The sequence below is a fragment of the Paraburkholderia aromaticivorans genome, assembly GCF_012689525.1.
GTDB classification, from domain to species: Bacteria; Pseudomonadota; Gammaproteobacteria; order Burkholderiales; family Burkholderiaceae; genus Paraburkholderia; species Paraburkholderia aromaticivorans_A.
Map to the genome: position 1 here is coordinate 570,118 of NZ_CP051514.1, position 20,916 is coordinate 591,033.

Annotated in this window: 19 protein-coding genes, 1 tRNA gene and 9 pseudogenes; 15 read left to right on the forward strand and 14 right to left on the reverse strand. The window is 61.2% G+C overall.

The genetic code is table 11. From position 1 onward, the window contains the following. Positions 1 to 771: 771 nt before the first annotated feature. A pseudogene (locus HF916_RS50220) lies at positions 772 to 1,113 on the forward strand (response regulator); the annotation flags it as partial. 225 nt (positions 1,114 to 1,338) lie between these two features. Here HF916_RS50220 and HF916_RS02570 read toward each other — a convergent pair. Further along, on the reverse strand, positions 1,339 to 2,271 hold the full coding sequence (locus HF916_RS02570; RefSeq protein WP_240975313.1) for a hypothetical protein: 933 nt from the start codon (positions 2,269 to 2,271) through the stop codon (positions 1,339 to 1,341). Between the two features lie 133 nt (positions 2,272 to 2,404). Between HF916_RS02570 and HF916_RS02575 the strand changes: the two are divergent. Beyond that, positions 2,405 to 2,911, forward strand: a pseudogene (locus tag HF916_RS02575) (PRC-barrel domain-containing protein). 662 nt (positions 2,912 to 3,573) lie between these two features. Here the strand turns inward: HF916_RS02575 and HF916_RS02580 are convergent. From HF916_RS02580 to HF916_RS02610, 7 genes and pseudogenes are all read right to left on the reverse strand, one after another. Next, positions 3,574 to 3,882, reverse strand: coding sequence for a hypothetical protein (locus HF916_RS02580; RefSeq protein ID WP_240975314.1), 309 nt, complete (start codon positions 3,880 to 3,882; stop codon positions 3,574 to 3,576). Beyond that, on the reverse strand, positions 3,879 to 4,253 hold the full coding sequence (locus tag HF916_RS02585) for a phage holin family protein (RefSeq protein WP_168787702.1): 375 nt from the start codon (positions 4,251 to 4,253) through the stop codon (positions 3,879 to 3,881). Before HF916_RS02585 ends, HF916_RS02580 begins: the two co-directional genes overlap by 4 nt. A 104-nt stretch (positions 4,254 to 4,357) precedes the next feature. Then, entirely contained in the window at positions 4,358 to 4,654 is a 297-nt protein-coding gene (locus tag HF916_RS02590) for a CsbD family protein (protein ID WP_168787703.1), read from the reverse strand. A gap of 1,726 nt (positions 4,655 to 6,380) precedes the next feature. Then, a pseudogene (locus HF916_RS02595) lies at positions 6,381 to 6,632 on the reverse strand (divalent metal cation transporter); the annotation flags it as partial. 134 nt (positions 6,633 to 6,766) lie between these two features. Next, on the reverse strand, positions 6,767 to 7,075 hold the full coding sequence (locus HF916_RS02600) for a hypothetical protein (protein ID WP_168787704.1): 309 nt from the start codon (positions 7,073 to 7,075) through the stop codon (positions 6,767 to 6,769). 769 nt (positions 7,076 to 7,844) lie between these two features. Beyond that, a pseudogene (locus tag HF916_RS02605) lies at positions 7,845 to 9,450 on the reverse strand (pyrrolo-quinoline quinone); the annotation flags it as partial. A gap of 121 nt (positions 9,451 to 9,571) precedes the next feature. After that, entirely contained in the window at positions 9,572 to 9,961 is a 390-nt protein-coding gene (locus HF916_RS02610; RefSeq protein ID WP_168787705.1) for a PRC-barrel domain-containing protein, read from the reverse strand. A gap of 286 nt (positions 9,962 to 10,247) precedes the next feature. Between HF916_RS02610 and HF916_RS02615 the strand changes: the two genes are divergently transcribed. From HF916_RS02615 to HF916_RS02630, 4 genes and pseudogenes are all read left to right on the forward strand, one after another. Then, positions 10,248 to 10,463: a CsbD family protein gene (locus HF916_RS02615; RefSeq protein WP_168787706.1), complete on the forward strand. Its 216-nt coding sequence runs from the start codon at positions 10,248 to 10,250 to the stop codon at positions 10,461 to 10,463. 38 nt (positions 10,464 to 10,501) lie between these two features. After that, positions 10,502 to 10,825 (forward strand): annotated as a pseudogene (locus HF916_RS02620) (glycosyltransferase); the annotation flags it as partial. Between the two features lie 190 nt (positions 10,826 to 11,015). Then, the gene (locus tag HF916_RS02625; protein WP_240975315.1) at positions 11,016 to 12,035 is read left to right on the forward strand and encodes an RNA-guided endonuclease InsQ/TnpB family protein; all 1,020 of its coding nucleotides are present in this window, start codon (positions 11,016 to 11,018) and stop codon (positions 12,033 to 12,035) included. 14 nt (positions 12,036 to 12,049) lie between these two features. Then, positions 12,050 to 12,803 (forward strand): annotated as a pseudogene (locus HF916_RS02630) (glycosyltransferase); the annotation flags it as partial. Positions 12,804 to 12,872: 69 nt separating this feature from the next. Here the strand turns inward: HF916_RS02630 and HF916_RS02635 are convergent. Together HF916_RS02635 and HF916_RS02640 are read right to left on the reverse strand one after the other, a co-directional pair. Continuing rightward, positions 12,873 to 13,250, reverse strand: a complete 378-nt coding sequence (locus HF916_RS02635; RefSeq protein WP_168787708.1) for a hypothetical protein — start codon at positions 13,248 to 13,250, stop codon at positions 12,873 to 12,875. Between the two features lie 87 nt (positions 13,251 to 13,337). After that, on the reverse strand, positions 13,338 to 13,721 hold the full coding sequence (locus HF916_RS02640) for a hypothetical protein (RefSeq protein WP_168787709.1): 384 nt from the start codon (positions 13,719 to 13,721) through the stop codon (positions 13,338 to 13,340). Positions 13,722 to 13,966: 245 nt separating this feature from the next. Here HF916_RS02640 and HF916_RS02645 point away from each other — a divergent pair, with 245 nt between their 5' ends. The 7 genes and pseudogenes from HF916_RS02645 to HF916_RS02675 all read left to right on the forward strand — a co-directional run bounded on the left by HF916_RS02645 (position 13,967) and on the right by HF916_RS02675 (position 17,381). Further along, the gene (locus HF916_RS02645) at positions 13,967 to 14,434 is read left to right on the forward strand and encodes an Hsp20/alpha crystallin family protein (RefSeq protein WP_168787710.1); all 468 of its coding nucleotides are present in this window, start codon (positions 13,967 to 13,969) and stop codon (positions 14,432 to 14,434) included. Between the two features lie 24 nt (positions 14,435 to 14,458). Further along, positions 14,459 to 14,866, forward strand: coding sequence for an Hsp20/alpha crystallin family protein (locus tag HF916_RS02650; protein ID WP_168787711.1), 408 nt, complete (start codon positions 14,459 to 14,461; stop codon positions 14,864 to 14,866). Positions 14,867 to 14,945: 79 nt separating this feature from the next. Further along, on the forward strand, positions 14,946 to 15,122 hold the full coding sequence (locus HF916_RS02655) for a hypothetical protein (protein WP_206001766.1): 177 nt from the start codon (positions 14,946 to 14,948) through the stop codon (positions 15,120 to 15,122). Between the two features lie 495 nt (positions 15,123 to 15,617). Then, positions 15,618 to 15,877, forward strand: a pseudogene (locus HF916_RS51875) (Hsp20/alpha crystallin family protein). 48 nt (positions 15,878 to 15,925) lie between these two features. Further along, positions 15,926 to 15,998, forward strand: a tRNA-Lys gene (locus HF916_RS02665). Positions 15,999 to 16,022: 24 nt separating this feature from the next. Further along, a pseudogene (gene fdxA, locus HF916_RS02670) lies at positions 16,023 to 16,353 on the forward strand (ferredoxin FdxA). A gap of 317 nt (positions 16,354 to 16,670) precedes the next feature. Then, on the forward strand, positions 16,671 to 17,381 hold the full coding sequence (locus tag HF916_RS02675; protein ID WP_431311377.1) for an IS6 family transposase: 711 nt from the start codon (positions 16,671 to 16,673) through the stop codon (positions 17,379 to 17,381). 24 nt (positions 17,382 to 17,405) lie between these two features. Here HF916_RS02675 and HF916_RS51880 read toward each other — a convergent pair whose 3' ends face one another. Both HF916_RS51880 and HF916_RS49740 read right to left on the reverse strand, forming a co-directional pair. Further along, a complete protein-coding gene (locus HF916_RS51880; protein ID WP_431311387.1) occupies positions 17,406 to 17,603 on the reverse strand; it encodes a LysR substrate-binding domain-containing protein in 198 nt (65 codons plus the stop codon). A 332-nt stretch (positions 17,604 to 17,935) separates the two neighbouring features. After that, the gene (locus HF916_RS49740; protein ID WP_206001767.1) at positions 17,936 to 18,133 is read right to left on the reverse strand and encodes a hypothetical protein; all 198 of its coding nucleotides are present in this window, start codon (positions 18,131 to 18,133) and stop codon (positions 17,936 to 17,938) included. Positions 18,134 to 18,360: 227 nt separating this feature from the next. Between HF916_RS49740 and HF916_RS50225 the strand changes: the two are divergent. Beyond that, positions 18,361 to 19,285, forward strand: a pseudogene (locus HF916_RS50225) (ISKra4-like element ISBte1 family transposase); the annotation flags it as partial. A 44-nt stretch (positions 19,286 to 19,329) separates the two neighbouring features. Here HF916_RS50225 and HF916_RS02690 read toward each other — a convergent pair. Both HF916_RS02690 and HF916_RS02695 read right to left on the reverse strand, forming a co-directional pair. Next, complete coding sequence (locus HF916_RS02690; RefSeq protein ID WP_168787716.1) at positions 19,330 to 19,647, reverse strand: CcdB family protein; 318 nt, start codon at positions 19,645 to 19,647, stop codon at positions 19,330 to 19,332. Continuing rightward, positions 19,647 to 19,889, reverse strand: coding sequence for a type II toxin-antitoxin system CcdA family antitoxin (locus HF916_RS02695; RefSeq protein WP_168787717.1), 243 nt, complete (start codon positions 19,887 to 19,889; stop codon positions 19,647 to 19,649). The genes HF916_RS02690 and HF916_RS02695 overlap by 1 nt, the downstream gene beginning before the upstream one ends. A 631-nt stretch (positions 19,890 to 20,520) precedes the next feature. On the opposite strand from HF916_RS02695, the gene HF916_RS02700 reads away from it, so the two are divergent. Beyond that, positions 20,521 to 20,691, forward strand: coding sequence for a hypothetical protein (locus HF916_RS02700; protein ID WP_168787718.1), 171 nt, complete (start codon positions 20,521 to 20,523; stop codon positions 20,689 to 20,691). Positions 20,692 to 20,916: the final 225 nt, after the last annotated feature.

Consider the following 20,916-nt stretch of genomic DNA (forward strand, 5'->3'; position numbering starts at 1 on the left):
ACGTCCTCGCCTGACATACATTCCTCGGATGACTTATTGTCTTTCCGGTCCGTAGAGGATGAGGGCACTTCCGGTGTCGCGCTGCTGGTCGTTGACTGTGCCAGTTCGTTCTCCGAATGCGTCGATTCGCGCCTTGTGAGGGCACCCTTGTAGCCACCTGCAAGTTAGGCGCATTCGCTGTGCCTGGCGCTGGCAGCCCCCTGTCCCAAGTGTCAAATCTGGCAATGGACAAACGCATCGCCAGGTCGCTGTTTCGTCGTCTTTTCCGGTTTGCATCCCCCAACGCGTTAATCGTCTCTGACGCTCGCTACGCAATCATCGAAATGGAACTAGGCTCTTTCCCCTGCTTCACGACAAGCGTTGACAGATCCTCTACGGCACTAAATTGTGACCTTCGAAATATTCAGGGCACTCGATTGCTGGTCACCTGTTTCCGCCTCACCTGCGCGGTACTCGCTGTCCTCTCTTCTTCCTTGAAGCTTTTTTGCCTGGAGCTTTTGCAGCTGCCGTCGCAGCACCACCTGGCCTATCGTTGCGCTCACGGTTGGAAGCGCTCCAATCTCAGCGCGCCAATAGCGGAGCAAACCAATGAACCCAGATTTCGAGAGCCGGGAATGCCCGGATGATGCGACCTTGGGCAGCGCGGGCGCCTTCAAGACGGGCGCCTGTCCGCGTGATTGTCGTGGATGATTCGCGGCCGTCAGCAGGCGCTCTTGGCGCCTACCTGCAAGCCGGCGGGATGAGCGTGCGAACCGTCTACACGGCTCGGACGCGCTGAGGGAAGCGGAGGCCCGAATACCCGATCGCATCGTTGTGGATGTCGCCATGCCTGGCCTATCCGGCATCGGCATTGCAGCGGCGCTCCGGAGAATTGAGGCGAGCGAAAAGATTCCCCTTCTGGCGTTTACCGCGTTCGATAATGCCGAATACATCCGGGAAATAAAGGAGGTCGGTTTCGACGCCGTCTGCCGCAAGCCGGCTGAGCTATTCCGGCTCGAAAATATGATGTTCAAGCTGCTTGGCCATGAAGCAGTGGATGGCGTTCAGATTGTGCCCTCCACCGCAGAACTTGGGCCGACCGATCCGGGCCCGGACATGGTTGATCGACATTAGCGCAGAGTCAAAACGGACGCGACGTTCTCAATTGCGGCGCGCCTGCTGCGACCTTCTCGAAGATCGGCGCGGTCAAACGTCGGGGTGCCCCGACGATCGACCGCGAGCGGGCCGCCTAATGCCAGAACAGCGCGATGAGAATAATGATGGGAATGGGTACCCCGAGCATATAGAGAAGAATTGAGCGCATAGACACCTCCTTCGGTAAATGGATTGAAGTTTCAGTCAGCGCTGGCGTACGCGGCCGCCATGAGTTGCCATCAGACTCGCAGAGAACGCGCCCATCAAAAGCGACACGAATAACCACAGCGATGCGCCGATCGTGACTTTGCGCGCCTTGTTGGCGGCATCTTTCGCGGCAGCATCGAGGGCAGTCATTTTCTGCAGCAGGCGCGTGTAGGTGGTCACCACACGAGCGTGTGCTGCTTCCGGCGTAAGGCCGGTACGCTGCGCAACAAGCAGGGTTACATAGGCAGTATCTTCCGGCGACATTTGATCGCCCGTTGCCGCGCTGTTAAGGAATATCCGCGCCGTTTCCGCGCGCGCCGCCTCGATGCGGCCTTCTGTGGTGGCGGCGCCGAGTGACGAACCGGCGGGCATCCGGAACAGCGAATCGACGAAGTAGCCGAGCGGCCACGTGTTCGTCGCGGCCTCTGCATTGCCACGTTGCATCGTCCCCACCGTAACCGAGCCGCCTGCCGCAACTGTTGTCGCGCCCGTCTGCGCGCCGGCCCGCACAATGCCTGACACGGCTGATGTCAGTACGGCGGCCGTGAAGAGCGTCGCCACGGCCCAGCTCAGGAATCCATGTGCCGTGTCCCGGAAATGGATTTCATCGAGGCCGACTGCCAGCCAGCGGCTGCGTAGCCGTCCCGCCAGATAGCCGCCTAACCCAGAGGTGAGAATCGAGGTGACGCAGACCCACACCACGGCGGCGAAGCCGAACGCTTTTGCATTCGAGGGGCCCGAGGACCACGGGGAGATCGACGTCAGGCCAAGGCCGGTGCCCAATGTCAGCAGGATGAGTGCGAACGCGGCCGCACCGACGCCGCCGGCGAACACGGCTCCCCATGAGACCGCGGCCTCGTGTTGACGGACTAACAGCGCAGGATCTTTCGCGGCTAGCGTATAGTCCGCTGGATCTCTTGTGGTGTTCATTGACAGCCTCCATGACCTTGTTGATCCGCCATTGTCGATGCCGACCCGTTCGGCATCACCGCGATGCCGTGCGGATAAACCGTCTGCGTAGTTAGCATTTTTTGTGCCGCTTTGGCCAGGAAGCGTCGCGCGCTTGAATCCGCAGGGCGGCGCGTCCGGCAGCGGCGGGCAGATTGTCGGCGGCGGCGTGGGTGACGGGCCCGGCCCGGGCGTCATCGCTGCGACGCTCAAGGGCACAAAAGTGATCTCGGCGGACGGCGAGGACGTCGGCAAGATTTCAAACATCATGCTCGACGTACGCGGTGGCAGAGTCGCGTACGCCGTGCTGTCTCAATGCGGTCTTCTTGGGATCGGCACGAACGTGCACGCTTAACCCTGGAGCGCCCTGACGCTCGATACGCATGAGAAATGCTTCCACGGTGAGCATTGCTGCCCAGCGAGTCAAGGAAGATCCGGGCTTTGACAAGGACCACTGGCCGTCAATGGCAGATACTGCCTGGGGTACGACACGGTCCATCAGTATTACAACCGCGATCCGTATCGGTCAGCTACGCGCGATGTCGCCGAGCACGACAGAGCGATATCTAGAACTGGGCCTGGAGCGCTGCCAGATCGGCACTTTAATGCTGCCCTGGGTTAAAGCAATGAGAGAGACAATCATGAGAGCAGCAAGGAAAGCGGCAGTTTGTTCGGCAAACCTGTTCGCGTTCGCCGGTGCCGCGTTCGCACAGGGCGCGGGCGGTTCTGGAGGAGGTGGAACGAGTGGAGGGGGCGGCGGCACGGGCCAGACAAGGCGGCACCGGCATGAGCATGACCAATACATCTAATACCGGCGGGACGACCGGCACGACCCCCACCTCGAAGGGCTAGGGCACAGTAAATCGCCCAGCCGCATACCGCAGAATGATCCACACGCCAAGGGGGTATCAGACGCGGCCGCATCAGGCGCGCAATGAGCGTACCAAGCACTCATTGCGGAAATCGTCGGAGCATTCTGCTGCGCCGGTATGAGTCGGATTTTCGGGAGACTTGACGACGATGGGCAGTCGTATCTTCCGGGGCCGGTCGGCGCGTCGTCCTGGCAACCGGCGCCGCGGAGCGTCGGCGGCCACTGAGAAATGGGTGAGGGCCTGCACCCTGGCTTACGGGCGATAAACGAGTTGCGCGCGCTGCATGGGCAAGAGCACACCGCGTGTTCAAGGACGTGCCGCAGCAGTGGTGTCATGACCGCCAGAGCGCGCCTCACGGGTAAAATTGTAGCCCCACTGAACAGTGCTGGCTGCCCCGTCCCTTGCATGCGCCTCACACAGACTTGAGAATGACCTTCCGAACGGTACCACCTAGCCACGCGGTGATCCCCGAACGGCTGGCAATAACGATAGTCCGGCGAGGTCCGAGGACGATCGCGCCGACGCACAACGCCAGCAGCAGCGTGACGCGTGGTGTGTCGGCCAGCGAAGCGATCAGGCCGACCGCAGGAGACCGCCTCTGTCCGCGTACGGCCGGGACCGATGGTGGAGCGCTATTCGCCGCTAGCAACGCTGTGCGTGATTCTGCCATGCGCAGCAGGATGGCGGTCTCGGCTTCCCTATTGGTGGCTGCGCGGGTCATTTTAGCGCCTCCTTCAACGTGTCCAGATCGCTCCGGAGTTCCCCCTGCAGAAGATGAAGCGAACGTCCCGGTTTCTGGGCACGGACGAAGAGCAGGGAGACAACGGAAACCACCAGCCACAACGCAGCTACGCCCCAGACCACAGGAAGGAAGTAAGGCGTCCGCCACGCCGTGGCGATGATCGCAATGCACGCAAACGAAAGCGTGAACAGGGCAGCGACGGCCAGGGCAACAAGTGCACTCAACTCGCGGACCAGACATTTTTTGGTCTCCTCAAGTTCGACGCCGAGGAGCTCACCATAATCGGTGGCTCGCTCGACGCAGAATCTGCCGACGTTTCGCCACGTCGTGACTTTCGAACGCATGGACATTGTGGGACTCCCTGGGGCTGGCTTGTTGCGGAAACGCCGTGCCGGCCCGCCAGGTGTTTGCCGTACACCTTTCAGGTCTCGTCGAAGGCAGGACGCGAGTAGCCTTACTCCCGATCTCTCCAGTCGCTTCGGCCGTTATCGGACCTTGAGCGATTTGCTGTGCGCAACGCCCCAAGGATGAAGCCCAGACCAGCAGCAATTGCCAGCGCCGCGAACGGCCGCTCCAGCGTAGACTCGCGCACGACGTCCGCAAAATCGGCATAAAGTTGCTGCGCTTTGCCACTCAACTCTTTCGCTGTTCCGCTCACTTGCGCGCCGGCACTGTCCAGCAGGTCCCCGGCGGCTTGCTTAACGTCGCCAGCAGCCTCCCGTAGCGTTCCTTCTGCTTTCGTCGTTTCCATTGTCTGCTCCTCAAGTGAGTGCGATCAGGCCGCACGGGAAAAATGCGCCGGCATGCAAGTCGAGAACCACGCCTCTGTGCAAAGTGCTGGCTCGGCAGCGAGACGGCGTGCCAGAAGTTGCGCAAAAGTTGGGCCCAACCGCTAATTCGTTGACGCACGCACTTGCAGGGGCGGCGCTCTCTGAAGTGACTTTCCATCGCGATTCTGGCGGGAGCAACAAAAATGCTGGTCCCGTTGTTCAGCGGACCTAACATGGAAGCACCGCCACTGCAAAGCGCGTAGCGCGGGCTGCCTCGCGCAGTCGCATCGGGGTGCAATTTTCAGATGGAGGCGACGTTCCGGGTGAAGACATGCTCAAGTGAGCGGTCTTGTTTCGACCCACGCCCGCGTGCCGCACTCCAAATTTATTCGAGCCAGTGAGGGGTCAGAACATGGGCGGGCGTTCGCTCTGGTCAAGATGCCTGGCTTTATCCGGCCGCGGCAATTGCCTGCCACATCAATGAGGATTCGGCAGCGCCCGTCCGCCTTCATGGAACAAACCTTCGGCGTGTCAGCAGCGATTTGTCGAGTTAACGCCCATGCGCGCCGATGGATGCATGCACCCGACGATGGAGACGAAAATGGAAGTCCTCTTCAAACGCTTCGTAGCTGCAGCGCTGCTATCGACCTTCGCGGCGACCGGGTCTGCACAGAATTCAGGTGCGACCCGCGAGGCTGGAGGTAGCGGTCCCGGGGCTGCCCGCCCCGGGGCGGGGATGCCTGGCGCTAGCGTCGCGGAGGCGCCTCAGGGTGGCGATCGCCCCCGCACGCCTGGCGCGGTTCGCGCGCCCCATTCTGCGTCGGCAGCCTCCGGACAACGCGAGCCGGCGCCTGATAACCGAGGTGCGAGCATGCCGACTGGTCAAGGGGTGACGCGCGGCGGACCTGAGAATCCGAGCGGACTGAAGAAGCCCGATTGACTCGCCAGCGTGTACAGGTACGCCTCGGCGCCCCGATCGCGAAGCGATTGACGCGCAGCACGCAGTCCAGGAGGAGATGAAAAACGGGCCAGTGGACGCCGCAAACCATGCGCGCAAGGTTGCCGGTTGGAAGGGCACCCCGTCGACTAGACCATAGGCTGCGTCCTTCTAACCGCGCCAGGGTGAGGCCGAACACTGCCGGACAGGAAGCGCAGCATCACAGACTTCTGCAAAACCGACTCGAGGCGAGGGAAACGGAGCTGAACCCTTTATAACCTGCGGACACAGCCAGGGCGTTGCGGTAGTTGTCCCAGTCACCCTGATGATCCGCGAACGGAGATTGATTTCCCCATCGTTCGCACTTCATTGCCTCTTCTCCCCAGGCGGACTGTTCCTGACGCGGGCAGGCGTCGAGCTTCCTCTTCCTCGGTAGAGATTGCGGGCCCGGCGCTTCCCGACGTATTTGATAAAGGCCGCACATTGGATGGGCGAATCAGGTATGCAATTTAAATCCTGTGTTGGCTCGCGCGCCGGAACTGTTCACGCACTCGGGGAGCGAGCGTGAACCCGGACATGGCGAGCGTGGCAGCGCCCATTGCAATCGTCGCGGCCCAGCCGGTGATGCGAAGGCGCACTGGAATGATGAAGCTGCCCATCTGTGGATTCGCAGCCATGGACATGATCAGCGCCATGATCGGGACGGAACCACTCCATTGATCACGGAGCTCCAGTAAAGGGCCTTTATCGGATCGATCTTTGTAAAGCCGATTACAAGACCGACTAGCGCCGACAGCGCGATGATGTCGCGCGATGAATATCTGGATAGCGACCATCAGCGAATAGGTGGTGATGATGGTCCACAGCATGTTGAAACCGAACTGCGCGCCTGCCTGCGAATAGGTCGCGATACCGCTGGGGTCGTTGTCCGCGGCGCCGGTAATGAGGCCCGGGCCGAGTTTTTCCAGCCACGACTGAACCTCGGGATCCAGCTTGTCGGATGGGTTGATGTCGATCTCCATTACTGCGCCTGTGGGAGAGTGCGTCGAACATGGTTCGAGCCGGGCCGGTCTGTCCCATGAACCTTTGAGCTGGGAGCAGTTGCATGTTACGCAACACCGCCGGAGCCAGCGACCGGACGCGTGATGCGCGCCTGTCAGGCACCGACGCTGAGGGTTGTCTCCGCTGATCCTGGATCCTCTTTTGGCCGCAGCACTTCGCCCGACCCCTGCAACTCACTGCGTCCCACGATATCGTCCGGACCGAGACTTCGACCGCACACCGGGCAGCCGGGCGTCATCCTTGCGAACAGTCCGTCACTTCCGTCGTACGTCCCCGCATGGGTCAGGCTTCGCAGGCACGTCCGATACCGGCGGTCGGAAAGATCGCCGATTTCCAGGCTTTCGATTAGGGCTCCGCGATGTCCGCATGGGCATTCGACGTAGGTGAAAATCCGAGTTTTCATGGTGGCCTCCTGCCGGTTCGCTGTAAGGGCAGCATGAATCGGGCCACAAAACTTGCCGGATCCGCGGTAGACCGCTTTAGCTGCTGCGTCGACCTTGCTCGCGACGGGAATCGGCTTGGAGTTCGCCAACGGGTTCGTGGAGCCGCCGGAGCACGTTTCCTGGGGCGTCAAGGTATCTGCCGCCTGCGATGCCGTACTGGTCGCTTGCGCAGTCCAGTACGAAGAGTGTCATGTCCGCCGCATACGATATCCCGGCCGCTCCCTGTGGCGACGCATAGAACGTTTTCGTCCAGACACTGATCAGCCCATGTGAGTCCTGCTGCAGCGATCCTGCGTCCACGAGAACCTAAACATCGGGGCTTAAGGCGACCGGCACCCACATCGCGACTGCCGCTACGTTCAGAGACGCGACTACCATCGTGATGTAAGGCACGAGCCGTCGACTAACCGGCCTGCCGGCTCCCGGTGCAGCAGTCGTTTACGTCCGCCCGGTAGCGCATCGCGTCATGATCAGTTCCCGTTGTGTATTCAGCTGGGAGCGGTCCCGGGGACGGTCGGCAAGACCGGTATCACGGGCGTCCCTGAGAAAGATAATGGACAGGACGGGGGTGCCGGTGCGCACTTTCGCGCACCTCACACAGTCGCGGACCGGCGGTCGCTGGTTCACAACACCTCGCCACGGGTCCGCCGTCAGGACGCGTGTACCTGAACGGCCAACGGACGCCGTGATCCGGCAACAGCTTGCTGTCACGACAATCCTCCGGATTCGGCGCAACAGCCCAAATACCGCGACGCCATTCGTCCCGCCGACATACACGTGACTATGCGCGATCATCGGCGCGATGAATTTGTTGCCCGCGCCGAACGCGTCGCGCGCACCGGACCGGGTACTGTCGTATAACTCCCGACCGAGATCGCCCGCGTCGAAGGCATGCAGGCCGCCCGTGGCCCCGTTCTCCGCCGCCCAGACCATGCCGTTCGTCGCGCCGCTGGCCGAGATGCTCGGCGTTGCGCCCGGATAGGGGAAGGCGCCAGGGCTGTGCGACGGCGGCGGCGTCGCGAGTCGTGCGGCGCTCAGGGGAAAGGCCTTGACATTGTCGCCGACCGCGCCGCAGTACACGAGGTTGTCGTAGTACGCCGGCATGCCGAACACGCCCCCAGGCAACTGGCCATCGACTTCCTGCCAGATCAGGTTCGCACTGGCGTTGAACCTGCCCATCGCATCGCGATTGACCACATAGATTATCGAGTCCTTGCCCGCACCGAGCGCCAGATGGCGGATCGCGCCGCTCGCATCGGCCAGGTCCGGCAGCACCAGTGCGCCGCCGGAACCAAGATCCGCATCCTGCGGGGACTGGCCAATCGTGTCGAAGGTCGCGAAGTAGTCGGCCACCGCGAGCCGCGGCGACGTCGACAGCCTGAGGAACGCGTTGCCGTAGTCGCCGTTCGCCAGGAAACCCTGCGCGTTCAATGTCGGGTCGAAGGTGCCGTTTGCGTCGAGCAGATAGAGCGAGGTGCCGTCCGACGCCATCCCGGCGCCGCTCATCCAGACGAGCCCTCACTGCCGTTCGGCGTCAGGTTCAGTGCGCCCGTCTGCATGAGCGACTGGGCGTCGTAGGCCATCACCCAGCCGCCATAAGTCCCCTGATCACAGTGTGAAGTCCAGCCGAGATAAACGTTGCCATTGACGAGCGCCAGTGCCTGCCGCTCCGCGTACTGCTGTGGGTCGAAGACAGTGACGCCGTTGGTGCTGTTCGCGCCGGTGCCGGGACAGGTCGCCGCGATCTCCGTCGGTCCGCCCAGCATCTCGGCACCCGTCGCCAGGTCGACCGCGTGCAGCCGCTGGTGGATGCCACGGCCCGCACCCTTGCTCATTGCGACCGCGTAGAGCGCGCCGCTCGCGCCGCGGGCCCGATCGATGACGGGCGTGGCGGTAATGCCGATCTCCGGTGTGATCTGCCCGCAGTGCCGGTCGTCGCGCGTGGTTTCGCCCGCGCCGAGCAGCGAGCGTTGCATAGCTGCGCGCTGGTGTCTGCGTCGAACGCGTAGACGCTGCCGTGTTCGCTGACGACATAGACGACGTTGTGGGCCACCCCGCCGATGCTGAGGTTACTGACGTAAAGCGGCTGCGCATCGACCTTGCCGTCTGCGGGCATAAACGCGATCTTGCCGAAGCCTGACGCGTTGACGTTGGCCGGCGAAAGTTTCGACAAGGTATTGACCGTGCGCGCCAGGTCATTGTGGTAGGTCAGTACGTCGGTCAATGCGGCGGGGTTCCCGGAACTGCTGCCGGTACCGGAGCCTCCGCCTCCAGAACCTCCGGTGCCACCGCCCGAACTCCTCGCACCTCCGATGCCGCCTCCCCCGGTAACCAAGGTCACGCGACTGAAAATCTGAGCGCCATCCGGGGTGCCCCGGGCGGGAGCGCGTTTCGCGTCCGGACCTCGGGTTCCCGCCGTACGCGGGGGTCAACGACGCGCAGCAGGGTGAGCGCGATCAGGGCGAGGCGTACCTGAATTCAGGTAACGGCTTCAGGGAATCCCGGGTCGCGCCCGGCAATTGCATCTGTTTGTCGGCGACCTGCAGCCTGGCAAAGGGCACGGCGATCAGATGAGTACCGAGGCCGAGAAAGCCGCCGACCGACAGGATCGCGTACGTCACGTTATCCTTCGGACTCACAATCAGATCGTCAACCGTTCCGATCGCGTCCCGGCTTTCGTTGTAGACGGTCGCGCCGATGACTTTGGAGGCCCGATAACCGGACGCCACCTGGACGACGTCGACCCGGCTCGCGGTGATCGACTGCGCCGTCCCCTGGGCCCGCGGGATGTCCGTGGCAAACGCGCTGACGAGCAGAACGGCGCAGATGATGATTGCGTACTTCATATCAACCTCGCTATGTATCGGACACGCAACGCACTGAATCGACAGGGCTGCACTTGTGATCGTTTCAGGCGTGGCAAAAGCGATCTGCTCTGGTATCCGCGCTCCTATCATTCCATGTTAGCGCCTCACTGCAGCGACCAGGCGACCGGTGTTTGCTCATTGCGCCGTCGACAGGGGGCGCTTCGGCACCAGGGCGGTCAGGCACGCTGTTTGCGCAAATTCTGAGCCTGCCCGGCAACGGGCGGCAAAATCCATCTACGAATCCGTTTTGCGTTGGAGGCCGGCCATGAACAAGGAGCAGGTAAAGGGTGTGGCGGAGAAGGTCAAAGGCAAGGTGAATGAGACCATCGGCCGCGCAACGGGCGACCGGGAACAGGAGGTCAAGGGCGATGTCCAGCAGGCGGCTGGCGAAACACGGAAGAAGGCAGGCGACGTCAGGGAAGCCGTCAAAGACACGCCAGAAAGCCCGTCTAGAAGCGGGGTTGCGTCGCGCTCCCGCTAGAAGGCGGTCTGCGCGAAGCATCTGAATGGAGACGCCTGATGCGTATCGCGCAGATCGCCCCGTTGCGCGAAGCGGTTCCGCCAAAGCTGTATGGCGGTACGGAACGCGTGGTGTCTTATCTCAGCGAGGCGCTCGTCGGCCTAGGAGACGATGTGACGCTGTTCGCAAGCGGGGATTCGCAGACAGGCGAGCGCCTCGAGCCGGCATGGCCGCACTCGCTGCGGCTCGATCCGGGCATTGGCGACACGTTTGCCCCGCCTCAGGTGTTGCTCGACAAGGTCCGGCGCGTGGTCCATACGTTTGACGGTCTGCACTTTCATCTGAGCGGTCTGCCGTTTCCGACGTTTTCACCAATGTGCGCGTGAAGCACCGTCCTTCAGGGCGGTGAGGTAGAGCGCGGGACTTGCCTTTTCGTATTGATCTGGTACTGTATTTCCGTACAGTCAAACCGGAATGAGTCAACCCGTGACACGTTGCAAGGATCCAGTTCGAGTTCTGCGCATAAGAATCAAGGACAGGCATGCTTCGTCGCTTGCCGGGATGGCGCGGGCTGTGAACTTCGTCTGGAACTATTGCAATGACCTGTCGCTCCAGATCTTTCGCCGCGAGCGGCGCTTTGCCTCTGGCATTGAGATCCAGCGTTATCTGAACGGGGCCTCGAAAGAAGGCCTGGCGGTCGGCTCGGCCGTGTTTCAGCAGATCGCCGAAGAGTACGCGACGCGCCGCAAACAGCACCGCAAGGTCAAGCTTCGGTGGCGTCGCCCGGCCGGCGCGCGACGCTCGCTGGGATGGATTCCATTCAAAGCCCGCTCGGTCGTATGGCGCCATGGTCAGGCCCACTTTCAGGGCCTGCATCCTGGCGTCTGGGACAGCTATGGCCTGGCCTGCTATGAGTTCGGCGCCGGTTGCATCTCCGAGGACAGCCGCGGCCGCTGGTATCTGAACGTGACGGTCAAGGTGAAGTCTGCCCGGCCCAATGAAGCCAACCTGGATCTGGGAATCGACCTCGGGCTCAAGACCTTTGCCGGCTTCTCGGACGAACGTCTTCCCAATGTCGACGCGCAGCGCTTCTACCGCGACCTCGAACCCGCGCTCGCCACTGCCCAGCGAGCACGCAGGAAGAACCGGGTGAAGGCGATCCACGCCCGGATCGCGAACCGCAGGAAGGACTTTCTGCATCAACTCAGCAGCCGGCTCGCTCGCGAGTACGGTGCAATCTTTGTCGGCAACGTGAATGCTTCGGCCCTCGCGAAAGGACAGCACAGCAAGTCTGTGCTCGACGCGGGCTGGTCGACGTTCCGGACCATGCTTCGGTACAAGTGCGATGACGCAGGCGTATGGTTCGATGAGGTCGATGAAGCGTTTTCTACCCAGACCTGTTCGTGCTGCGCGAGCCGCACGGGGCCGAAAGGTGTCGCAGGTCCTGGAATAAGAGAGTGGAAATGCATCCATTGTGAAACGACACATGATCGTGATCGCAATGCTGCCCGCAACATTCTCGCGGTCGGACGTGACCGCCTCGCAGGAGGAATCCCCGCCCTTTCCGCGCAAGCGGCAGTCGGTCACGACTGAGGGCGGGGAGGACGTCAAAATTCGGCGTGCCGTTCGTGACCACGCTGCACGGTCGACTCGATCTGCCAGAACTGCAGCCAGTGTTCGACATGTTTCCGCAGGCGCCCGTCGTTTCGATTTCCAATTCGCAGCGGATGCCGTTGCCGGACGCGAACTGGCTCGACACGATCTATCACGGCCTGCCAGAAAATCTGCTGACGCCGCAAGTGCCAACGCAACCTGCCTATCTGGCTTTCCCCGGCCGGATCTGCGCAGAAAAGCGCGTCGACCTCGCCATCGAGATCGACGCACGCGCCGGTCTGCCCTTGAAGATTGCCGCGAAGGTGGACAGGGCCGACGAAGGGTACTTCCGGAACGTGATCCAGCCGCTGCTGGCGCGCCCGCATGTTGAATTCATCGGCGAGATCAATGACGCGCGGAAGGCCGGATTTCTTTCGGGCCCGCGGGCGCTCCTGTTCCCGATCGACTGGTCCGAGCCGTTTGGCCTGGTGATGATCGAGGCGATGGCCTCTGGCACGCCGGTCATTGCGTTCAACCGGGGCTCCGTGCCGGAGGTGATCCGCGACGGCCTGACAGGCTATATTGTCGAGGACGTCTCAGGGGCAGTCGACGCCGTGACACGGCTCGACGCTCTGTCGCAGACGGACATCCGTGCGGCCTTCATGCGCCGCTTCACCTCGATGACCGTGGCGCAGCACTACATGGACATCTATACCTCGCTTGCCTGGACAGCAAGCCCCCCAATTACGTCAGGTCGTCGCAGGCTGACCGGGCCTGGGAACACCTCTCACTTCCCGCACCGGGTGATCGATCCGGCCGTCCCGCGCCTGCCGCCCGTCAGTAGACCGGAAACACGAAGTCCGGCGTCGGTGTAAACCGGATTCCGGAATCCGGACAGATCACGCGTCCCCGGACGGCGACCCGCTGTCCCAGATAAGGTTGCAGGAGCAGCGGGTCTGCTCCGCCGGTCTTCCCCAGCAGGATGTCGGTCACGACCCGGTCGTTGCAGGGTGAGGTCACCGGCCGGTCCAGCAGAAGGGTGGTGTAGTCACCCGGCGCGTATTGCCCGTTGCCTTGCTGGATCGTGCCGCTGATCCAGATGTCCTGCTGCAGCGGCAATGTTTTCAGGGGTGACTCTGCGGCGCCCGCAGTGGCGGGCAGTGAGCCCACGACGAAGACGGCTGACGCCAGCAGTGCAGGCGCGCGTTTTTTCATGTTGCTGCTCCCATCTGGCTTGACGGTATGGATCCCGGGCGCGGCTTGGGAAGTGCTGCGGGCGGCTGCCGTCGCGGCGCAGCGCAATCACTGGATGGGCGGCACGACGCCCAGTTTCTCGGCGAGCATGTGCTCATACACGCCGAAGTGCAGGTCGACTTCCTCCTGGCTGACCGTCGTCACGATGATGTTCACCTGCTCGGGCAGCAGGCCGAGCACCAGCGCGATCGCCGCTTCCAGTTGCGGCGCACAAACGCTGTCTTCCAGCAGGGTCGTGCCGACGGCGATATCGTAGGTCTGTTCCTGCTGGAAGACGATCTCGACCAGTCGCGCGCGGGCACTCATGTTGTTGTCGATCGCGAGCCTCACGACCTCCGCCACGCTACGCATCGTTTCAGTTGGAAAGCCTCGGGTCGAGCGCAGCCGGACGCGATGTCTACCTAATGTGACCCAGTCCGAATCGAATTCCATGGTGTCCTCCGCTTGCCGTTGCCATGCACCGCGATAATAGGATTTGGCAGGCGATTTTCAAGGCGGAATTTCACCACCACCCCTTGAAATTTTCACTGTAGGGCCTATCTTGGATTTCGCTCAGGCAGTCGCGCTGGTGGTATCAGGCGCGCTGCGTGTTTCGATTTGTTTGCCAGCGGCCTGGCAGGCGGACTGGAGCGCGTAGGCCCGTTCGCCTCCATGCTGCATTCAAGGAGGATACGACCATGAGTAATCTCTATTCCGGAACCGACCTGTTCAGCGAATTCGACCGTCTGCAGCGCGAGATGACGAGCCTGTTCGGCGGCTTCCCGTCCAGCATCCGCGCAGGCCGCCTCGGTGCCTTCCCGCAGGTCAACATTGGTACGACTGACGACTCGATCGAGATCGTCGCGTTCGCACCGGGCGTTAACGCCGCCGAGCTTGATCTGTCGGTCGACAAGGGGCTGCTGACGATCAGCGGCGAGCGCAAGCCGGCGCGGCCCGATGTCAGTGGTGACCCCCGCAATGACCAAGCCCGTGACGACACCCGCACATACGCACAGGAGCGCTTTGCCGGCGCGTTCCGCCGCGTGATCGAACTGCCACAGAACGCCGACCCCGACAAGGTGCAGGCGCGCTACACCAACGGCTGTCTGTCGATTAGCGTCGGCAAGCGCGAAGCGTCGAAGCCGCGGGCCATCACCGTCGAGTAACGCCAGTCATTCAAGGAGCGAGCCATGAACCACAGGACCCAGGTTGCTGAACGCGACCAGAAAGCGGTAGTAAGACGTGAGGGCGACCAGCCGGCACGCCGGATGACACTCACACCGGCCGTCGATATCTTCGAGGACAGTCAGGGCATCACTCTGCGGGCGGACCTGCCAGGCGTCACAAAGGACAAACTCGACGTGAAGGTGCACGACGGCAATCTCTATATCGAGGCCGAAGCGGTCGTTCCAACCCCCGCCGGTCTGCGGCTGCAGCACGTCGAGATCCGTGAACCGCGGTTCGCGCGGGCGTTCTCGCTGAGCCCGGACTTTGACACATCGAAGATCGACGCAAATTTGCAGGATGGCGTGCTGAAGCTCACGATTCCGCGTCGCGACGAAGCACGCCCGCGCCGGATCGAGGTGCAGACGAACTGAGCCGGGGAGACACGTAACGACGACAGGAGAAAAACCGGTGGCGGCCGCAGTCGCCACCGCCCGGTTCGAGGAGGCGCGGATGCAGAACGTCATGGAGGAACGGTGGCGCGAATACACAACCAGCACCTGGGGCCTGCCGGTGCGCCTGTTCGCAAGCGGCTTGCCCGTCTTTGGTGGATCGGTCGCGCTGAGCAGGATCAGGCCCGATGCCCGGCTGCCGGTCGAGTGGCATCTGCCGCGTCTCGCCGCGCGTTAGTTGGCCGCTGAGGCCGGGCGCGAATGGCCCGCCGCACGCCGTCAGGCTGGTTGCAAACGGTGTATCGCGAGCGCTGACGCCAGGCAACGGCGGCCGCCCGGGGGCGCAGTCCAGGGACGTCAGCAGAAACGTTGCAGCGAGAGCGCAATGCCGGACATCCGGCTCTCCTGGCCGACCAAAGAGGAGCATACGATGAACACCGATCTGAAAAAGTGGAACCCTTTCAAATTTCTCCGCGGTTCAGGGCGCAAGCCCGATGCGGACAGTCCGCAAAGTCCGCCGGACAGCGAACCGTCGCGCGTTCCGCGGCCTGATATTCCGCGACTTTTCTCCCGCGATCCGTGGCGCGCAATGGTGGATTTCTTTCACGATCCGTTTGCGGCGCGCGGCGCACTCGAACGATGGTTCGGCGACTTCAGCTCATCGCGTTTCCAGCCGCGCATCGATGTGGTCGACGAGGGGAAGATACTGCGCGTGACTGTCGAGTTGCCGGGCATGGAGCGGGAGGACCTGACCGTCAGCGTTGAGGACGGAGCGCTGGTGTTGCGCGGCGAGAAAAAGCAGGATGTGCACAGCGAGGAAGACGGCTGCTACCGCCTGGAGCGCGCATACGGGCCTTTACGCGCACGATCCCGATGCCGGAAAGCGCCGAACCCGAGCACGCGCTCGCCAGGTTTGACAGGGGCGTGCTTACGCTGACGGTGCCAAAACAGGAGCCGACGCGATCGGCGAGCCGTACGATTGATATCGGGTAGCGGGGGTGCCGACGTGGCGCTTGTGAAGCGAGTGAACGGAAATGGCCAGGGTCGTTAGCTCAGCAGGTAGAGCAGCGGACTTTTAATCCGTTGGTCACTGGTTCGAATCCAGTACGGCCCACAAAACCCGTATCGCAGGTGTTCAATCACTCACGTTGTTACGGAAAGCTGCATCAAGTGTCGCTATACAGATTGCAGATTGCGTGGACGTGTGCCCGGTGGACTGTTTTCGGGAAGGTCCGAATTTTCTGGCGATTGATCCCGACGAATGCATCGACTGCGCCGTCTGCGTGGGAGAGTGCCCAGTGATTGCGATCTACGCAGCCGATGATGTCCCTGCCGATCAGCAGTATTTCGTCAGACTGAATGCAGAGCTCGCCCATAATTGGCCGAGCATCACGAAGACGAAGGCGCCGCTCGCGGAAGCGGATCAGTTCAAGGACGTAAAACACAAGCGCACTCTGCTGGAGCGTTGAACTGGCCCGCCGACGCCGCGTAAGCGTCGCGGCACGGCACGGCACGGCCGTCTTGATCTGTGCAGCGGGAGACGCCAAAGTGGTTCCCACCATTTTGAGTAGCGGGAGCCATTTTGGGATCAGAAGAGAAACCGGCGTCGGGGACGCGTAAAGGCAGTCCGAACCATAGCCCGGAGTTTCGACGCCGCCTGGCTGCGGCCGCATGTGAACCGGGCGTCTCTGTTTCGAAACTCGCCCGGGAGGGCTCTGGTGCAAATGGCGATGTGAAATCGGTTAAGGTGTGGCACCGAACGAATTGATGGTCGCCGATGAGTAAGTTGAAGAGTCTTGACGAGTTGTTCGATGGGCGACACTCTGATCGCGAGATCATCATTCTGTGTGTCCGCTGGTACCTACGCTACAAACTCAGTCTGCGGGATCTTGTCGAGATGATGGCTGAACGTGGATTGTCGCTCGCTCACACGACGATCCTGCGCTGGGTGCAGCGCTATGCGCCGGAGTTCGTCAAGCGCTGGAATCGTTTTGGCACGCCCACGGGACAGTCGTGGCGTGTCGACGAGACCTACCTGAAGATTCGCGGCAAGTGGGCGTATCTCTACAGGGCGGTTGATCGGGCTGGTCAGACGGTGGACTTCATGCTGCGCGCGAAGCGCGACGTGAAGGCGGCCAAAGCCTTTTTCAGCAAGGCCATCAAACATCAGGGCCAACCGCCCAAGACCATCACGCTCGATGGTTATGCAGCCTCGCACCGCGCGGTGCGTGAAATGAAAGACGACGGCCTGCTGCCGGAGGATACCGCGATACGATCCTCGAAGTATTTGAATAACCTGATCGAACAGGATCATCGTAACGTCAAGTCCAGAACGAACGTCATGCTCGGCTTCAAACGTTTCGGGAACGCTGCGAGCACGATTTCAGGGATCGAGTTGATGCATCGCATACGCAAAGGACAATTTGGTCTTGCCAGCTTGCGACTCAAAGATACGGCTGTTCCCGCTGTCTGGAATGCTGTCCTCTCTTCTCAATAAGATATTCTATCTATGGACATAAGATCATTCCGACCGGCTATTTGCACCGGATCCCGCAAGAGCAATTGCTTCCAGGTTGGGCGCGGTGCGAGATCCCGTAATGAACGCTGCGTGAATCTGCCCTCGTAGTAGTGTCTGAAGATGCTCGCTCGAGGGAATCTCGTGTAACGCAACTTCTACTCCCGGCATCTCACGCCTGAACCTGGCAAGGATGGCAGGCACCTCGCGATAGAGCAGCGACGTAGCGGTGCCTATGGGACGGGGTTGCGTAACCTTGGCAAGCAAGCTCGGACGACAGCATTTGTCAGGGCTTCGAGTTGTCTTTGAAGAGAAGATTGACGACTCATCGTTGCGCGTCAAAACTTATGCTTTCTGTTGCGCAGAATCCGGCTGGAAGCCTTGAGCTGCTGTCGCCGGATGCCCTGAAAACGCAACAGTTCCAAACATACCAGTTCAGTTGATAATTTCTTTAATGTCCAATACATAGGAAAACTAATCATGTTGGCTGCTGCTGGGTGCAAAGCACTGTTTCGGTACAGCGACACACAGGGGACTTAGCTGCCATGCATCTTGACGTAATAACCGATACCTAAGACGATTGCGCCACCCCAGACCCACTTGTTCGTGATGAGATATGCGCCAAGCGCCCCGATTGCGTAGCCGAAGATCACTCGAAAGATCAGCGTGCCCCACTCTTGGGGGTGTGGGTTCTGGAGATAGGTTCCAAATCCGACGATCAGGCCGCAGATCAACGCGATAGTCCATATGAGAGCGGACCTTGGTCTTTGTCGGCGGTTTGAACGTAACCGACTTCGACTTGGCTTTCGAGGCTAGCCTTTCCAGCCTGATCTTTTCGGACCTCCCATCCTTTTTATAAGAAAAAAACTTCAATGTTCCGCGGCAGGCCCGAGCCGACGAGTTGTGTTCAGTTGATTTGGCAGACAACAAACTCGTCTAAATACCCGTCATAAAAAGGCAGCTTGAGGATGCGCTGGCGGCCACGATGATCCGGAGGCGCGTCACCACGCTGGGCCATCGCCTTGGAAGGCTTGAGCGCAGCGCCCGCCGTCGAGCAACGGCAATACGTCGATCTGCCTGCTAGGGGATGCGCCATTCCGCGGCGTAGTTCAGTGCGCGCCGTGGGAATCGACGGCGGATATATCGCTTGGCCAGACACAGCAGCCGGCAAGACGGCTGGTTCTAAGTTTTCGTCCGAAAATCATTGCGCGACGACGGTTGCGGACACAGCTTCCCTTACGTTCACACACTCGAGCACGAGGCTGCCGATCGGATGCTGGCGTTTCTTGCGCAGGAAGGCGTCGGCGCGGACCAGCCGGTAACTTTCCTGTCTGACGGCGGCGACACGGTTCGCCGTGCACAACTCGACTTTAACGATAGGGTACTCGACTGGTTTCACGTCGCCATGCGAGTACAGAATCTCGAACAGATGATCAAGGGGCTGCCGGACCGCGACGAACGGCCACGTGCTGACGTGCTGATCGATGGGCTGCGCCGTGCAAAGTGGCGCCTCTGGCACGGCTGGCCCTATCCGGCGCTGCAGCGGCTCGAACGCCTGGGCTGGGAACTCGCCACGGACGGCAGTCTCGAGGAGGCCAGACTCGAGGAGTTCATCGGTTACCTTAAGAACAACCAGCCCTTAATCGTGAAATACGGCGACCGCTACCGCCATGGTGAGCCGATCACGTCGAGCTTCGTCGAGTCGGCCGTGAACCGCGTGGTCAGCAAGCGTTTTGTGAAGCGGCAGCGGATGGCATGGCGACCGATTCATGCAAGGCCTTCTGCAGGTGAGGACGGCCGTCCTAAATGAGCAGTTGCGATCGTGCTTCGAGCGATGGTATCCCGCACTCGCGGTCAACGAGCACGCTCACGATATCGCGGCATAGAGCCCCCGCTTTGGTGCGGTCTCCCCGCAGCAGTGGTTGATCGATCAGAAGCCACCCAAAAGACGGTCAAGCGCTGCCGTGATCTTGTCCCGATGCTCCTGCAATGAACAGATCGAGGGACCAAGCTCGTTTAACGGAACAGATGCAATGAATGCCGGGTGCATCAGGAATTTGACGCCAGCGATGTCGAAGGACGGCGTGAAATCTGCCGGCAGTTTGCCGGGAGGGAAAGAATCAGCACGAATTAGCGGGACAACGACCCGAATAGTTAGGCCATCGAGAAAGTCGCTCTGCACGTCGACAAGGTACGGCGTATTTGCCTTGCTTTTGCCGGGGTTGGCATGAACTTCAAATCGCGCCATCAAAACATCCGGTATTCAGCGAGCGGAACGCCATTCTTTTCGACCCAGTCGTTGGTGTTTTTAATGAACTCTGCGTTCTCCTGCGCCCAGCCACGACCTTCCTCGGCCTTGATTGCGTCGCGTAAAGCTTGCTCGCACGCACGTGAGAAGTTGATGCCCAGTTCCTTCGCTCGCTCATAAACGTCGACAGGCAGCGTGACATTGGTTGCCTTACGTGAGACGGCGGCAGTTGGATGTGCCATGTGAACCTCCATGTGGATGGATATGCGCATATCTATCCACATTCTACAGGTTATCAAACCCGTCGGCAGCGCAGTTCTATACGCTAGAAGTTGACATAATTAAGGTGATCACTTTTTCATTATGTAACTGGTTAGCCCAATTTCGGGAGACCGAGGCGGGGCAGGTGACGGCCGAGGCCGTGTCAAAACGTGCGCTTCGTTTGAGCGCAGTCGAAACCGGCTTACGAGAAAGGCCTACAACGGCTTCGGTGCATGTCGGCAATGGTAAAGCGACCCTTCAAAACCTTGCGATTTTCCGTTTTGACACGGTCTGGGCCACAAGCCGCCGTTCGCGGGCCGACCCGACTGGCCGGTCAGGTGGCGGCTCGCCAGCGCGGAGCGGCCCTTCGAGGGTCCGCGATCCAACAGTACGTTGTGGTGTGTTGGATACTAGCCCACCATCTGGTGCTACGCGCGCCCCCTCACACGCACCCGACCGCGATCGATATATCGCTATATTCAAACTGTTACGAGCCGTCTCTCGGCGCTCTGCCGAGACTGGCGCGCCATGTGCTTTAAATCAGTTAGCGGCACCGCGAGCGGTATGTCGCCAAACTTTTTATTCACTGACTTATCTTTTAGGAGAACTGCCATGACGACCCTTACGATTAATGACCTACCTGATGTCGAAGTCCTGGATCGCGTCGCCATGTCTGCCATCACGGGCGGCATGATCGACCAACGCCTAGCCGAATACATCAATAACGTCTGGTGGTATGCGCATGATTACTCTCTCGGCGCCCGCCCCGTCCCGAAATTCTGACCACGGCGGCCAACCCGCCCCCGTGCCGTCTGCGACGGCTCGGGGGCATCGTCCCGATCTGTGCTGAGTCCGTCGTTATCGGTGGGCCCGGTGTGCACCGCGCACCCACGTCGATCCCCGGTCAATCGCCCGCCGTGCTGAGTCGTAGATGGCCGTTGGACTTTGTAACCTGCCACCGCGGTTGCACTGGGCCGAAGGGCGGCTCAGGGGCCGTCAAGTGCCTCT

Bases quoted from the DNA above. Each gene is read 5' to 3' on its own strand.
- HF916_RS02580 (WP_240975314.1), bottom strand. From the start codon at position 3,882: ATGACCCGCGCAGCCACCAATAGGGAAGCCGAGACCGCCATCCTGCTG.
- HF916_RS02585 (WP_168787702.1), bottom strand. From the start codon at position 4,253: ATGTCCATGCGTTCGAAAGTCACGACGTGGCGAAACGTCGGCAGATTC.
- HF916_RS02700 (WP_168787718.1), top strand. From the start codon at position 20,521: ATGACGACCCTTACGATTAATGACCTACCTGATGTCGAAGTCCTGGAT.
- HF916_RS02590 (WP_168787703.1), bottom strand. From the start codon at position 4,654: ATGGAAACGACGAAAGCAGAAGGAACGCTACGGGAGGCTGCTGGCGAC.
- HF916_RS02635 (WP_168787708.1), bottom strand. From the start codon at position 13,250: ATGAAAAAACGCGCGCCTGCACTGCTGGCGTCAGCCGTCTTCGTCGTG.
- HF916_RS02650 (WP_168787711.1), top strand. From the start codon at position 14,459: ATGAACCACAGGACCCAGGTTGCTGAACGCGACCAGAAAGCGGTAGTA.
- HF916_RS02695 (WP_168787717.1), bottom strand. From the start codon at position 19,889: ATGGCACATCCAACTGCCGCCGTCTCACGTAAGGCAACCAATGTCACG.
- HF916_RS02655 (WP_206001766.1), top strand. From the start codon at position 14,946: ATGCAGAACGTCATGGAGGAACGGTGGCGCGAATACACAACCAGCACC.
- HF916_RS02640 (WP_168787709.1), bottom strand. From the start codon at position 13,721: ATGGAATTCGATTCGGACTGGGTCACATTAGGTAGACATCGCGTCCGG.
- HF916_RS02615 (WP_168787706.1), top strand. From the start codon at position 10,248: ATGAACAAGGAGCAGGTAAAGGGTGTGGCGGAGAAGGTCAAAGGCAAG.
- HF916_RS02645 (WP_168787710.1), top strand. From the start codon at position 13,967: ATGAGTAATCTCTATTCCGGAACCGACCTGTTCAGCGAATTCGACCGT.
- HF916_RS02690 (WP_168787716.1), bottom strand. From the start codon at position 19,647: ATGGCGCGATTTGAAGTTCATGCCAACCCCGGCAAAAGCAAGGCAAAT.
- HF916_RS02570 (WP_240975313.1), bottom strand. From the start codon at position 2,271: ATGAACACCACAAGAGATCCAGCGGACTATACGCTAGCCGCGAAAGAT.
- HF916_RS02600 (WP_168787704.1), bottom strand. From the start codon at position 7,075: ATGAAAACTCGGATTTTCACCTACGTCGAATGCCCATGCGGACATCGC.
- HF916_RS02610 (WP_168787705.1), bottom strand. From the start codon at position 9,961: ATGAAGTACGCAATCATCATCTGCGCCGTTCTGCTCGTCAGCGCGTTT.